The sequence below is a fragment of the Micromonospora yasonensis genome (assembly GCF_026013475.1).
Lineage (GTDB): Bacteria > Actinomycetota > Actinomycetes > Mycobacteriales > Micromonosporaceae > Micromonospora > Micromonospora yasonensis.
The window spans coordinates 1-14,685 of record NZ_JAPDPH010000175.1; the positions used below are offsets into that span (position 1 = coordinate 1).

Here is a 14,685-nt window from a genome sequence, read left to right on the forward strand (position 1 = left end):
CGAACCCCTTCACCCCCAAACGGATGCCAAATGCATCCGGGCACCGGCCGTGGCCAGCACGCAGGTCAGATGAGAGCCACACGACCAGCGTGGGCAGCCGAAATGAGAGCGACAACCCGGGCGCCTCGACCGAAGCCTGGCCGGGCCACGGTCGCAGGTTAATGAAACAAGTAGCCGAGATGAGTGCGTCACCCTTTGGCGGGGTAGCCGGGCTTAGGAGGTAGGGATCAGATCAGAGCGGCGAAGGACTCGATACCTTCAACCCAGCCGGCACCTCGTCCCAGTCGGCGAGCCGAACCCGTCATGCGTATTGTCTAGCGGGTGAATTGGCGCTCACCGAGACCGGCCGTCATAGCGGCAGCGCTCGGTGCTGCCTTCGTCCTCTCTGCCGCCGTTTCGCTCAGCGTGCCAATCTTGGTCCAGACCAGTGATGGTGGCAGCACTGCGGCAGAACCGACCGCTCCCCGAGCCGTCACCTGTTTCCAACCCCCGCAACCGACCGGAGCGGTGCCCGATCCATGCTGGGACCTCGCCGTCGCGGCGGGCCGGAGCACCCCGAGCCAAGCGGCGCGGGAGGCCGCCCGACTCGCCGCCGTTGAACTCCGAACGGAGGTGTCGGCCCTGATCGATCGGCAGCCTTCGGTCTGCGTGACGACTGCGGCCGGCGGACCCGGGCCATGCAGTCGGGACAAAATCGACGCCGGCGAGCTGCGGAACGCGCTAAACCGGGTGGGTCTGGTCGACCATGTCGTACGACCCGCGCGGCCCGACGACATCACCGAGGGCAAGGGGCTCGTGTTCGCCGCGCGAGTTGGAGGTGCCTGCGTGCTCGGCTACGTGCTTCCCTCGAGAGAGGCGGCCGGCGTAGCTGGGACGCTGCACGATGGCACGTGCTTGCCCGTCTGATCAGCCATGCCGCGATCAGCGCGATGAGGAGCGTGACCACCCAGCAGCAGCCCTCGGAGTGTCCGGACAAGTAGCCGAGAAGTGGACGCGTGGACTGTGCGCGAGGGTCTTATGGCGGGTTCGACTCGGGAGCGTTCCGAGCGCTACGTGCGAATGTCGCGCGGTTGAGGGGAGGTGTCGCTGCGGTCCGTTACAGCTGTCCGTCATGGCGAAGCGGATCGCGAGTGGGCCGCGACGTCCCAGTGCCCACACGGTGAGCGCGAAGCAGCAGAGCGCCGTTCCCGTGATCGTGACCGCTGTCCAGCCGCCCGCGGACCAGAGCGTGGTCGCGGCGGCGGAGCCGATAGCAGCGGCGATGAAGTTGCCGGTGGCTGGCGCCGTGTTGAGCCGGCTGCGGGCCTCGTGGGAGAGGGCGAACAGCCGTGCCCGGTTGAGGAGGGCCTGCGTCTGGAGGGCAATATCGATCATGATGGCCGCGGTGATGATAAGTACGACGGAGCGGCCGGCGAACGCCGCGACGACGAAGGCGCCGAGGGCCAGTATCCAGGCCGTGCCGGTGGCTGGAAGCGACCAACCGCGGTCGTGCAGACGACCGCCGTGCAGGCCGGAAAGGACACCAGCGAGGCTAGCCAACCCGAACAACCCGATCACCGGTACCGGGTACCGGAACGGTGGGCTGCTGAGCAGGAACGTCAGTGCCGTCCAGAACAGCGAGAACGTGGCGAATCCGGTGGCGGCGAGGACCAGCGTCCATCGGGCCGCCCGCTCGCGCATGACCACCGCGCCGATCGAGGCGATGAGCTGCGGGTATGGCATGCGCGTCCGCGGCGCCAGCGGTGGAATCGCGTGGTAGAGCAGGACCGCGAGCAGGACGGCGACGACCGCGGCGAGGGCGAAGATCGTACGCCACCCGGCGGCGCCGGCGAGGAACCCGCTGATTGTGCGGGAGGCCAAGATACCGGTGAGGGTCCCGGACCCGACGGCGCCGATGATCCGACCGCGGTGGGCGTCGCCGGTGAGGTCCCCGGCGAGCGGTGTGAGGACCTGCCCGGAAATCGCGCCGAGCACGCCGAGTCCCCACCGGTGGGGTCCCAGTAGGGCACAAGACGCTGTCATGGCGATCGCGCGGGTATGGCTCGTGGCGTTCGCCGCCAGCGGGCGACGCCGTCGCCTTGGCAGATCGGGTGCGCACATCTGCCCGCGATCAGCGCGCCGAGGTGTCGCAGATCAGTCAGCGGACGCCTGTCGCACATCAGTCGACGGAGGACAGGCCGACTGCCGGCGATGCCTGGTCTCGCATGATGGTTGACGAAACGGCGTCGCAGGATGTTTGACGCCGGGGGGGGCGGGTCACGTCCGCGCGGGTGGTGTAGGAGACGGCCATCGCGGGATCCGGTTTGATGTTGTGCGGCGATCGGGGTCGGCTGGGTGTTGTCGGTGTCGTGTTGGTCGGTGTCGACGGTGATCAGGCGGGCTTTGGCTAGTAGTTCCAGGCCCATGTAGCGGCGGCCTTCGGTCCATTCGTCGGTCTGCTCTGCGAGGACTGCGCCGACGAGGCGGATGATCGATGGCCGGTTGGGGAAGATCCCGACGACGTCGGTGCGGCGGCGGATCTCCTTGTTCAGGCGTTCCTGCGGGTTGTTCGACCAGATCTGTGGCCAGATCTCGCGAGGGAAGTCGGTGAACGCAAGCAGGTCGTCGCGGGCGTGGTCGAGGTGTTCGGCCGTGGCCGGGAACTTCGCCTCGATCGTGGCTACGACCCGTGCGAACTGGGCTCGGACGGCGTCGGTGTCGGGCTGGTCGAAGATCGCGCGGACGAGGGTGGCGATCCACGGCTGCGCCGACTTCGGCACCTTCGTCAGTAGTTGCGCAGGTAATGGGTCCTGCACCGCTGCCACGACGCCCCGGGCAGGGCGGCGCCGATCGCCTGCACCAGGCCGGCGTGGGCGTCGGAGATGACCAGGCGAACCCCTGCCAGGCCGCGGGCGGTCAACGACCGCAGGAACGCCAGCCAGCCGGCGCCGTCCTCGTCGGAGGCGACGTCCACGCCCAACACCTCGCGTTGGCCGTCGGCGTTGACCCCGACTGCGATCAGCGCGTGGACGTTCACCGTTCGCCCGTGTTCGCGGCCTTTCATCGTCACCGCGTCCATCCACACGAACGTGTAATGGCCTGAGTCCAGGGGCCGGTTGCGGAACGCCTCGACTTGCGTGTCCAGGTGGGCGGCCATCTCCGACACCTGCGACTTCGACAGCTGCCGGATCCCGAGTTGCTCGACCAGCTTCTCCACCCGCCGGGTCGACACCCCGAGCAGGTAGGAGGTCGCCACCACCGACACCAGGGCCTGCTCGGCCCGCCGCCGGTGCGTCAGCAGCCAGTTGGGGAAGTAGCTGCCCTGCCGCGGCTTCGGGATCGCCAGACCGATCGTCCCGGACCGGGTGTCCCACTCGCGCTGCCGGTAACCATTGCGGGAGTTCACCCGCTCATCGCTGCGCTGCCCGTAGCCGGCGCCGCAGATCGCGTCCGCCTCGGCGGACATCAACGCCTGCGCGAACGTTTGATCATCGCCTGCAACACGTCCGGCGACGCGCCCTCATCTGCTCGCACAGCAGGTCAACAGGGTTCGCGCTCTTTGATGCGGCCATCGCGTTCTCTCTTTCTTCTCTGACTTGGTCGTCTTGAAGGATCGACGCGATGGCCGTCTCTCATCTACGCAACACGCCTATCACGGGCAAGTCGTACACCACTTCCCTGGACGCAACCCCGGCAATCCCCTGACCAGGGCTTTCTGCTCGGTGCCCTCTTCGGTGTGCCCGAAGGTGTCGACTAAGTCCTGGCTGGTTCGGGGTCGCCTTGCTGAGCCGACCGAGGCGGGGCGAGTTCCTGAAAGCCGGGCAAGGTGGGGCAGTTCTTGCATGACGTGGAGGCGCGTTAGCGTGCGAGGATGGCAAGTGTTGTACGGCTAACCTCTTTTACGGCTGCGTCGAGCTTGTCCGTTAGGTCGCCGTTGGGCAGTCTCGCGAGCGCGTTAACTGTCAGCACGATGTTGGCGTCTCGGGTGGTGAGCTCGGTGACGGCGCTGGTGGCGTCGTACCGACCAAAGCGTGCGAAGGCTTCCTGCCCGACACCGGAGACCGGCCCGGATCGGGGTGCGCCGGTATTTCCACATGTTGCTGGTGGCGGCAGAGGTAAACGCGGTGGTGGCGTCGACAGTGCGACTGCGGACGACGGCCGGGACCGCGGCGGGCGGGTCCACTTCGGGCTGCCGCGACGACCGGAGGGAGCGCCCCGTGGTCGGGGTGCCCCCTCCGGCTTCACCTGCGGTCAGCTGGTGAACGTGAAGTAGGCGCGGTGCTGGAATCCGTTGTCGAGGGTGAGGACGAACTCGCGGCAGGTGCCAGCCCAGGTGGGGTCGGTCTTCCACGGGTAGTTGTACTGGCCGTTGGCGTTGACGGACAGTTGTGATCCGCCGGGGGTGCTGGCCGCGACCGGGGTGGGTCGCGGGGTGATCGCGCCGTCGGGGCCGACGGTTTTGAGGGTGTCGCAGTCGACCAGGCGGGAGTACGGCGAGCCGCTGGCGAGGATGTCCAGGCCGCGGTTGGCAGCGAGCTGGAACTTCATCGGTACGGCGTCACCGGCGACGACGGTGTTGAGGGCCGGCTGGGCCGAGCGGCCGATGAAGTCGCCCCGGCAGGACGGGTGGGTGTCGAACGCCTCGCTGTTGTCGTTGCGGCCGGTGGTGCCCTGCACCGCGCTGTAGCCGAGGCCGCGGCGGGCGAACGAGGCCCACAGGGTGCAGGCATTCTCGCCGCCGGTCAGCGCCGCGTCGGCGGCGATGATGGCGTTGCGGCCGGTGACGAAGCCGGGGCCGCAGCCCTGCATCTTGAGCCCGTCGATGACGAGTTGCAGGGCGAGGTTGTTGCCGCCGGTGTTCCACGCCTCGTAGACGTTCGGGTTGTACCCGTGCCGGTCGACGAGATCCCAGGTCATGTCCCAGAGGACCGCCGCCCAGCCGTGGCCGATGCCGTGCGGGGCGGCCAGCGAGGTGCCGTCCAGCCAGCCACCGGTCTTGATGCTGTCGTACGTGAACGGCTGGATCTCCATGTTCCGGGAGTACGGCCGCGGGCGGATGCCGCCACCCACCCGGCTGTCCTCGAACAGCGCGTACTGGCCGTAGCCGCGGGCGTTCTCCGGATCGTCGATCGCGGGGTTGAGCAGCGCGGTGATGGCGAGGAAGTCGCTCCAGCCCTCGCCCATCTGCTCCTCGCCGGTGAGGCAGTTTACCGTCGGGCCACCGGTGAGCCGGTTGGAGACGCCGTGGCCGTACTCGTGGAAGATCGTTTCCGACCGGAACGACGCGTCCCGCATCGCCGGGCGGTCCAGGTTGCGGTGCACGTGGCCGGCGGCTGGCAGGCCGGCCTTGATGGTGTTTCCGTCGGCCTGGCTCACCATCACGGCCGGGATGCCGACGGCCGGGTTCATGGATCCGCTCATCACCGCCGGAGCGCCCGCGACGTTGTTGACCACCACCACCGCGGCGGCGCCGGCCTTCTCGGCGTTGACCGCCTGGGTGTAGAAGTTGCAGCCGCTGGTCCGGTCGACCACGGCGACCGCACCCTGGGGCAAGCTGTAGGCGGTGCAGCCGTCGCCGGTCGCCCCGACCCCGTCGTCGACCAGAACGACCTGGCCAGCGAAGCCGGCGCTGGTCGGCGCGGGGGTGAACCGGGCATACTCCGCCTCGTAGGTGCCGGCCGCGGAGCCCGCGTCGATCGTCACGGCGTTCGGCAGGCCGAACTGGTTGCCCGGCCAGAGGAACATCTGCATCCGGGGCCGGCCGCCGTCCAGGGCCGGCGTGGAGAAGTTGGCGTTGTTCTGGCCGGAGCCGTCGTGCGCCTCGCACTGCACGTCGTCGCCGCCGGTGCCGCCCCGGCCGTAGTTGTTGACCTGGAAGTTGCCGGACGCCTCGTCGAAGCCGTATCGGTAGGTCAGGTCGTGGACGATGTTGCACCAGTAGAACTGGTTGACCACCGCGGCCTGGGCGTAGGTCTGCGGGTGCTCGTTCAGGTCGGCGGGGAAGTTGAAGGTGAGGCCGGTCCCGCCGTCGGCCGAGCTGTCCGGGTCGACCTGGTTGTTGGCGTCCCGGTCGGTGTACGCGTGGGCGTTGTTGCCCCGGGTGACCGTGTACTCAGGGCCTGGGGTCCCATCGGTGTCGTGCCACCCGTACGGCGAGGCGTCGCCGTCCGCCGGGTTGGTCACCAGCGTTCGCGGGCCGTCGTTCGGGTCGCCCTTGGGGAACTCGAAGACGCGGTAGCTGGACCCGTCGTTCGCCGGGTTCGGCGGGACGACCCGCCCGGCGAAGATGCTCGTGGTGGCGAGGGGCGTGGCGGGGGCCTGCCGGCGGCCCAGCGTGCTGGCGAGGTCCTCCGGGCTGTCCTGATCGGTCCAGTCGTCGGCGTTGAGCAGCTTGCCGGTCTGGGCGTCGACGGCGGCGTTCCACACGTGGGTGTCGGTGGTGTCGTCGATGACGAGTTGCCAGGCCAGGCGGAGCCCGTCGGGGGTGTGTTGCCAGCCGAGCCTGGCGGGGATGGGCTGGTCGGAGACGCCGGCACCGGAGACGACGGTGCGCTGGGCGGCGCCGCCGCTGCGGCTGAGCACCTTCGGGTTGGCCAGGCCGGCCAGGTCGAGGCCGTCGGCGGCGGCCTGCACCGCGTCGACCGCGTCGAGGGACGCGGTGCCGGAGGCATTGCCGGTCAGGCCGGAGACCAGGGTGTCGCCGACGAAGACGACGCTGCCGTCACGGGCGATGCTGACGGTGGCGGTGGCGCCGAAGACCTCCAGGTCCTTGTACCGCTGGGCCAGGTTGACGTGGGTGACCCCGTTGTGGCGGCTGGTGTAGCTGGAGGCCACCGCGAGGTCGGCCAGGTCGGTGGCGCGTACCCCGTAGTCGGCGGGGTGCGCGCGCAGGTAGGACGTGGCGATCTCGTTCGGGGTGCCCTTGTTGGGGCCGGTGAGGAAGATCGGGTTCGTCGGGGCGGCCTCGCCGGGCTCGGCCGAGGCAGGTTGCGCGGCCAGCGTCGTCATGGACGCGACCAGGGTTGTGGACAGCAGCAAGGCGGCGTTGCGGCGGCCACGGGACGGATGCGAGGGCAGGGGCACCGCAGCTCCTTTCGGGGTCGGAAAGCTTTCGGGGGTTAGATGAGACAGCATCGAGCACCGGTTCACCGCCGCCACGGCGTCACGTTCGGTAATCGAGCGCGTGCGGGGTGAATCGCCTCGACGCTATGGGGTGGCTCGCGCGGCGATCATCCGACGAGTGGCGAAACATTCGAGAAGCAGGTCCTACGTCTGTCGCGATCGCCGTCCGGGCGGGCCGAGGTGGAGGGCAGCGAGCGGCGCGGGCGGCACTTTCCCCGGCGGGAACTCGAACAACGGCGAGCCGCCGCCGCACCGCGGCCGTCCCGCCTCACGGGCGTGGCGTTGGTCTCCGCCGCGCTGAACCCGGCCTCGTCTTCGGCGTGCAGCTGGCCGCGCGTTGACCCGCAGCAGGGTAGGCCGTTCGGTCATGACGGCGATGTCGGCGAACGGCCACCAGGGGCCCGCCGTCTCGTCGGCGTAAGGCCCCAGCCCGCCCCCGGGTGGTCCAGCCGCCCTGTCTGGCGGGCGCTCTGTCGCCTCGCCCTCGGCATACGTCCCGTGATACGGGACGCCGTTCCCGTCGAAGCGCCGCTGCGATGGCCAAGACAAGTCGGGGCGCGGCGGGCAGCGGGCCAGGATGGCCGGCGGTAGTCTTCGGCGGGTCGGCCGTCGCCGAGGTCGCCCCACTCTGTGGGCAACCGATCGCCGAACCCGGCGTCTCGTCAGATGTTCGCCCGAAGTGATCGAGTTAGGGGTACCGGTGCGCAGGCTCTTGTCACTCTGCGTCCTTGCGATGTCTGTGGCCGCCGCTACCGCCTGCAGCGAGCCGAGCGCGCAGGCAGAGACGCCTGGTCTCGCGCCCCGCGGCACGACAATGACCACCGTGCAGCCCACCCGCCACGACCTTGCCAACAAGGTGAGCCTGTCCGGCAAAGTGACCATCAACCCCGTATTCGGGATCGTGGCCCCAGTTGCCGGGCAGGTGCGGTATCGCGATGTCAGGACGCCGCAGAGTACGCCGACCAGGCCGACGAGGGTGGCGAGCATCTGGGCGTCCGGCAAGGCGCACCGCATCGAGGTCCCAGCGGGTGCGGTGTTCGCCGGCCGACTGGTTGACGACGGCTCCAGAGTGACCGCCGGGATGCCCATCGTTTCGGCGAAGAAGGTCGGCTACGGGCTCGTCGCCGACATCGACGGCGCCCAGGCTTACCAGATCTCGGATTCTCTCGCGACGGTCCAGGCCCAGATCAAGAACGGTCCCGGACCCTTCCCGTGCAAGGTGCTCGGCACCATCGCGGCCTTGCCCGCCGGCACCATCCCGGATCCGCCGTCCGTCGAGCCGTCCCCCGTGCCGTCCGGCCAGCCGTCCGCCCCGCCGGTCGTCGAGGCGCCCCCGACCAGGCAGGACCGGACCGAGCCGTCGGAGCCGACCGGGATGCGCCTGGTGTGCACTGCACCCGCCAACGTGAAGCTGATCAACGGTGCCAGCGCCACGCTCGAGGTGGTGACCGCGAGGGCCACCAATGCCCTGGTACTCCCGGTCGAAGCGGTCGCCGGCGGGCAGGGCCGGGGCAAGGTGGACGTGGTCAAGCCGGACGGTAGCCGGGAGACCAGGGATGTCGTGCTGGGGCTCAGCGACGGCAAGGTCGTGCAGATCAAGTCCGGTCTCACCGGCGAGGAGACGGTCGCGGTCCCTGGCCCCAACCTCCCACCCGCCAAACCCGGCGGAGAGGGTGACCCGTCCGCTCCGATGGGTGAAAAGTGACGGCGTTGCTGGAGCTCCACGGCATCACGAAGACGCTGAAGGGCCAGAAAACACCGCGCACCATCCTCGACGGCACCGACTTGACCGTCGACAGTGGCGAGAGCGTGGCCATCCTCGGACGCTCGGGATCCGGCAAGAGCACACTGCTCAGCCTGATCGGCCTCTTCGACCGGCCGGACGGTGGACAGTACCTGCTGGATGGCCGGGACATCACCCGGCTGCGGGAGCGCAGGGCGGCAGCTCTGCGCAGTGCTGAGTTCGGCTTCGTGTTCCAGCGGTTCTTCCTGCTCAAGCACCTGACCGCGGCGCAGAACGTGGCGATGGCCCTGGTCAACGGCCAGGGCTGGCTGCCGCGCCGCAAACGTAGGGCCAGGACCCTGGAGGCCCTCGACCGGGTCGGCATCGCGCATCTCGCCAAGCACCGGCCGGCCCGCCTGTCCGGCGGCGAGCAGCAGCGGGTGGCGATCGCCCGGGCGCTCGTGCGGGAGCCACGTCTGCTGTTGGCCGACGAGCCAACCGGAGCCCTGGACACGGAGACGGGCAACCTGGTGATCGAGGTGTTGCGGTCGGCGACCGACCGGGGTTGTGGCCTGATCCTGGTCACCCACGACTGGGATCACGCCAACAAGATGCAGCGGGTGCTGCGCCTCAGCGACGGGGTGCTCCAGCCGGCTACCGACACAAGGAGCGTGCCTCAGTGAGCCGGCGAGCACGGCACAAAGCGGCGACCGGAACGGTGCGGCCCGATGCTGAGCGCAGCGGGGTGGCCGCGTGATCCGGCTCTCCGGACGGTTCCGTTCGGCTCTGATCATCGGTGGTCAGGGCATCCGGGCCCGCAAGACCCGCACCCTCCTGTCGATGGTGAGCCTGTTCCTGGGGGTGATGGCCGTCGTGGTCGTCCAGGTCGGCGCCGAGACCGCCAAGAACGCCCGGCTGGCTGATCTGGAGCTGCACATGGGCAAGGACGGCACCCGGCAGACCTACCTGCCGGGCAACGCCGACACCATCCAGATCAGCCAGGACACCCTGAAAGGGCGCAAGGACGCGGTCGCGGTCTCCACCACCCAGGCGATCATCGGAGAGCCGGGCGTCAGCCCGGTCAACCCCGGTGGGGCACCGTTCGACCAGCCGGGCGGCGGACAGTACGTCGGTCCCGGTGGCGGCGACATGTACTGCGACCCCCGCGGTTACTGCCAGCCGATGAAGGCGACCGGCGACGCCCCAGCCGTTCCCGTGCCCGGCAAGGCGATCGAGCTGAGCCTCAGTGCGCTGACCGGCGACATCCGCCAGTTCCGGCCCTTCCGGCCGGTCTCCGGCCAGTGGCTGGACTTCTCCTCCGACCCGTCGCTGTCCCCCCGGATCGTCATCAACCTCGAGGCGGCCAAGGGCTTCACGCGCCATCAGGTGCCGGCCGAGATGCGCGTTGAAGGGGCGACCGCCAACCCGACGCCGCGCATCATCGGCGTCATCGACGACGGCAATCCGCAGCCCACCGCCTACACCCGAGCCGATGAGCTACAGAACTGGGTGCCCCGCGCGAGCAACGGCGGCGACTACGGCCCCGGGCTGCAAGTGATGCTTGCGCCCACCGCAAGCGACGTGGAGCAGCTGCTGCGGATCCGCCTCACCGCCAGCGGGATACCCGCCGAGCAGATCCACTTCGAGACGATCCAGGCGCGGAAGGACATCGCCAAGGAGTTGGCACTCCTGCGCTGGATCTTCCTCGGCATGGCCGGCCTGGTCCTCCTCATCGGCGTCGCCGGCATCCTCAACGTCGGGCTCGCGACCGTCGGAGAGCGGGTCGAGGAATTCGCGCTGCGGCGCGCGGTGGGCACCTCACGATCCCTGCTGGCCGGCATCGTCCTCGCGGAAACACTGTTGACCGGCCTCCTCACCGCAGCCGCCGCCATCGGACTGTCCGCACTCGCACTCACCGCAGTCAGCACGCTGTTCGGCGACCGGGAGCAGCTCCTACGAGACCTCGTGTTCCCCTGGCAGGCAGGGGCCGCAGGCGTCATCGCCGGCCTGGTCGCCGGACTGCTCGGCGGCCTCATCCCCGCCATCCGCGCCGCCCGCATCCCGATCGCCACCGTCATGCGCGCCTGAGGCCTTCCGCAGGTATGACGAATCCGCACGCCCATCGCCCAAACAGATATTGAGAACGCTGCTAAGCCAGGCGGTGGTAAGGATCATGTGCGGGGCTCGGCCGCCCTGAGCGTCATGCATTACGAACCAGCGCCGCAACCACCGTACGTATGCGTGGGGCATATCGACGTCGTGCTCCACGCCTACGGCGTGGGCCCGAATCTCCGCGAAGACCACGGGAGCGGCCTGTCGCCGCTCGAGTGGGCCCTTCGGGGCGGCCATACCGAGGCGGTCGCCCTGCTGGTGACCGCAGGCGCGTCCCCTCATCGGGGATTCGCGGTGAGGAGGGAGCGCCAGGCTGCGGGCTCGAAGTCCCGAAGGGGGGTGACCTGGGGCTTCTGAGCGACGGCGGCACCATGCCCGGCAGGGCGCCATGATGCCCTCGTATGCCGAGTCGAACAGTATCACCGGCTCGGTCACCGGCCAGGTCACTGATTCCTCCCAGGCACCGATGCCAGTACCTCAGACACCAGCGCTTCGATGTCAATATCGTCGTCGACCGCGATAGCGCGCACCAAGGCCCCTCTACAAGATCCGGGGCGTGCCCGTCGGTCAGGCGGTTCCGTGGTACGCATCATGTTGGAGGCCACCGAGCCAAGAGCAAGTGCCGACTGGGAAGACGTCGTTGAGGCATCGTTCGACCTGCCCCCAGGTCGCGTCATTCGATGGTCGACCTGAGCAGGCGAGTCCGGCGGGCCGCTCGCCGTGCCGCCAGGGCAATACCGTCTGAGAGTGTCGGCCGCAGGTCGGGACGCCGGCGCGCAGGGCGAGTTCGCCGACGAAGTGGTCGATAGGTATCTCATCGAACTCTGGCCTGCGCCAGCGACGCCGGATGCTGTACTTCGTGTGGGCAGCGACGACGCCAGCTACTGGCATCAGACATGGGGAAGCGCCGCTGAGCCTCACCAGTCTTCGAGCGGGGCCGGGCCACAGGCTCTCAACTGTCGCGCATTACGTGGCGGAGATGTGTCGCACGTCAGTTGTCGGGTCACACAAGTTGGGACTATCCCTTACCGGGCATGCCGATGGCCGGACCATCAGAGTCGGCCGACGGCCCACTCGGCCAGCCGGCGCATCATCGTTTCCAACCGCTGTCGGAACTCCCTGCGCTGTTGCTGCTCCGTCCCAGCGGGTACGCCCGCCGGAACTTCTGCCCAAAACTCCTGGGTGAGACGGCACGAGTTGGGCCCGAGCGGCTCGATGGTGAGTGCCCCCCAGCTTGGACACCAGCCAACAAGGCTGCGGGTCACGGCGCGGTGGCCGGGATCGAACTCGATTACCTCGTGAAGGAGACCCACTCGGACGCCTTGGACCCGCTCAACAAACGCCTGGATCTCACCCACGCCCTCCTGACCTGGGAGAGCAACGGCGACCTCAGCATCGAGGAGCTTGAGAGAAGAGGCGGGGTCCCACATGAACGACCACGCCGCTTCCGCGCTCTTTGATAGGTCAACGGTGGCTGTCTCTTTCACCTGAGCGGGCCTGGTCGTCACTCTGACAATCCGTAAGCGTGAGCGCATGCCGCATCGTCCCAGATGTTCAGGTGAGGCCGGCGACCGAGCCGCCTCGACAACCGCAAGCCGGCTGCGACGACGAACGGCTACCGGGCCAGACGTCCATTCTCGGTGAGAAAAGGCTCGCCCTCAGGCATTGGTCTCACGGTTCAGGAAGTGTGGACAGGGCCGGGAGCGGCAGGACGGTTACCTCGCTTGACCTGCGCGGCCGTACCGGCTCCCACGTCTGGCTGTGTAGGTCTCATTCGACAGCGGTTGGCGGTCGGCGCCGACACCACCGCATATTGGTGACGGTGCAGTGCCGGTGAGAGCCGACACCACGCGAGGTCGGCCCTCACCCCAGTGGCTGTGCCAGCTCGGCGGCTCAGTTGGCGATGCTTGATTGTGCGGAGGTCAAGGCGTCCCATCCGGCCATCGCACAGGTGATGACCGCTTCCAGCTCGGCGCGGGACGCGCCGTCGCGGGCCTGTACGGAGAGGCCTTGCACCACCGTGGCGTAGTAGCGAGCGACGGCGTCGACGTCGGCGTCGGACGCCGTAAGGTCACCCTCGGCGACGCCGCGGACGAGCCGGTCTCGGATGGCGGTGAATTGCGATCGCCGGATGTCGGCAAGGAACTCTCGAACTGCGTGGTTCTCGACAGCACCGGTGGGGGCGGCGAGGATCAGCATGCAGTAGTGCGGCGCGTCGGAGCGGGTGACCTGATCCGCGGTGGCGCGCAGCATGGCGTGGATCGCGGCCCGGGGGGTCGGATGCTCGTCGAGGGCGCGCCTGGGCGGTGCTCCTGCAGTGGTGCCGTAGAGGTCCATGACCTGGCGGAACAGGTCCGCCTTGCTGCCGAAGCAGGCGTAGATGCTGGCCGAGGCGATCCCCATCGCCTGAGCCAGGTCGCTGAGCGAGGTGCCCTCGTAACCCCGCTCCCAGAACAGCTCCAGTGCTTGCTGCAGGGCAGTGCCAGGGTCGAAGGTGCGTGGTCGGCCGCGAGTAGCCATCGGGGTACGTCTCCGTAGTTGTTTGTCGGTCGATCAAGTTTACGTTGACCCGGCTCAGGTTGCCGTGGCAAGGTTTGTTTGTCGGTCACCAAACAAACCGGAGTGGGTGGTCATGAGCATTCCCGCAACGATGCGTGCCCTGCAGCAGACGTCCTTCGACGGCCCGCAGGATCTTCGCCTGATCAGCGACGCACCGGTGCCGAGTCCTGGGCCGGGCGAGGTTCTGATTCGGGTCACTGCCGCCGGCGTCAACTTCCTCGACCTCATGCAGTCGCGAGGCACCTCCGCGGGCGGACCGCAGCCGCCGTACCTGGCCGGCATCGAGGGCGCCGGCGAAGTCATCAGCGTTGGGGAGGGGGTTTCCGGCGTGGAGCGGGGCGCACACGTCATCGGAGCCGGCATCGCGGGCGGCGCCTTCGCCGAGTACGTGGTGCTGCCCGCCGCCGGCGCTGTTCCGGTGCCGGCGGGTTGGGCCGATGAGCAGGCGTTGGGCATGGTCGTGTCCTGGCCGACCGCGTTGGCGGCCCTCAAACCACTTGGCCTGATTGAAGCCGGGCAGACGGTGCTGATCCATGCGGCGGCAGGTGGGACCGGCCAGGCCGCAGTGAGGATGGCCAAGCACTACGGCGCGACGGTTCTCGCCGCAGCGTCGCCGGACAAGCACGAGGTTGTACGGGCACTCGGGGCAGACCACGTCCTCGACGCCCGCAGCGCCGACATCGAAGCGGAGGTTCTACGACTGACCGACGGAGCGGGCGCCGACCTGGTCCTGGAGTCGGTGGGTGGCGCCACCCTGGAGGCCAGCCTGGCCGCGGCCAGGCGGGTAACCGGGCGGGTCGTTGTCTACGGCCTGGCCGGCGGCGAAGCCGCGGTCACGAACTGGGACCTGGTCTACAAGCACCAGGTCCATCTCATCGGCCTGAACATCGGCATCCTCATCCAGTCCGCACCGCAGATTTTCGGAGAGGTCATGACCGAGATGTTCCAGCTCCTCGCGGCAGGAGTGGTCGGCCCCGGCCAACCCACCGTCCATCCGCTGGCAGAGGGGCCGAAGGTACTCGCGGAAATCGAGGCCCGAGCCACCGTCGGCAAACTCGCGCTCGTGCCTTGAGCAGACCCGACTTCACCCACGGCCGGAGCCGCGACATGACCATGATCACGACCATCGAAGACATGACCGTGCTGGTGACCGGGGCGAACCGCGGCATCGGCAAGGCGCTCGCCGACGA

Annotated in this window: 8 protein-coding genes and 1 pseudogene; 4 read left to right on the forward strand and 5 right to left on the reverse strand. The window is 68.8% G+C overall.

Annotation, left to right across the window (positions count from 1 at the left end):
• Positions 1 to 921: 921 nt before the first annotated feature.
• From ONA70_RS26965 to ONA70_RS26975, 3 genes and pseudogenes are all read right to left on the reverse strand, one after another.
• Entirely contained in the window at positions 922 to 1,974 is a 1,053-nt protein-coding gene (locus ONA70_RS26965; RefSeq protein ID WP_265009292.1) for an MFS transporter, read from the reverse strand.
• A 353-nt stretch (positions 1,975 to 2,327) separates the two neighbouring features.
• Positions 2,328 to 3,551, reverse strand: a pseudogene (locus tag ONA70_RS26970) (IS256 family transposase); the annotation flags it as partial.
• A 679-nt stretch (positions 3,552 to 4,230) separates the two neighbouring features.
• A complete protein-coding gene (locus ONA70_RS26975) occupies positions 4,231 to 7,062 on the reverse strand; it encodes a M36 family metallopeptidase (protein WP_265009293.1) in 2,832 nt (943 codons plus the stop codon).
• 853 nt (positions 7,063 to 7,915) lie between these two features.
• Here ONA70_RS26975 and ONA70_RS26980 point away from each other — a divergent pair.
• From ONA70_RS26980 to ONA70_RS26990, 3 genes are all read left to right on the forward strand, one after another.
• Complete coding sequence (locus tag ONA70_RS26980) at positions 7,916 to 8,806, forward strand: efflux RND transporter periplasmic adaptor subunit (protein WP_265009294.1); 891 nt, start codon at positions 7,916 to 7,918, stop codon at positions 8,804 to 8,806.
• Positions 8,803 to 9,507: an ABC transporter ATP-binding protein gene (locus ONA70_RS26985; RefSeq protein ID WP_265009295.1), complete on the forward strand. Its 705-nt coding sequence runs from the start codon at positions 8,803 to 8,805 to the stop codon at positions 9,505 to 9,507. The genes ONA70_RS26980 and ONA70_RS26985 overlap by 4 nt, the downstream gene beginning before the upstream one ends.
• A gap of 70 nt (positions 9,508 to 9,577) precedes the next feature.
• Entirely contained in the window at positions 9,578 to 10,912 is a 1,335-nt protein-coding gene (locus tag ONA70_RS26990; RefSeq protein WP_265009296.1) for an ABC transporter permease, read from the forward strand.
• 1,076 nt (positions 10,913 to 11,988) lie between these two features.
• On the opposite strand, the gene ONA70_RS26995 is transcribed toward ONA70_RS26990, so the two are convergent.
• Positions 11,989 to 12,423, reverse strand: a complete 435-nt coding sequence (locus ONA70_RS26995; RefSeq protein WP_265009297.1) for an SRPBCC family protein — start codon at positions 12,421 to 12,423, stop codon at positions 11,989 to 11,991.
• A 406-nt stretch (positions 12,424 to 12,829) separates the two neighbouring features.
• Positions 12,830 to 13,456, reverse strand: coding sequence for a TetR/AcrR family transcriptional regulator (locus ONA70_RS27000; RefSeq protein WP_265009298.1), 627 nt, complete (start codon positions 13,454 to 13,456; stop codon positions 12,830 to 12,832).
• Between the two features lie 112 nt (positions 13,457 to 13,568).
• Between ONA70_RS27000 and ONA70_RS27005 the strand changes: the two genes are divergently transcribed.
• Positions 13,569 to 14,567 (forward strand): zinc-binding dehydrogenase, encoded by a 999-nt coding sequence (locus ONA70_RS27005; protein ID WP_265009299.1) that lies wholly within the window; start codon positions 13,569 to 13,571, stop codon positions 14,565 to 14,567.
• Positions 14,568 to 14,685 lie beyond the last annotated feature (118 nt).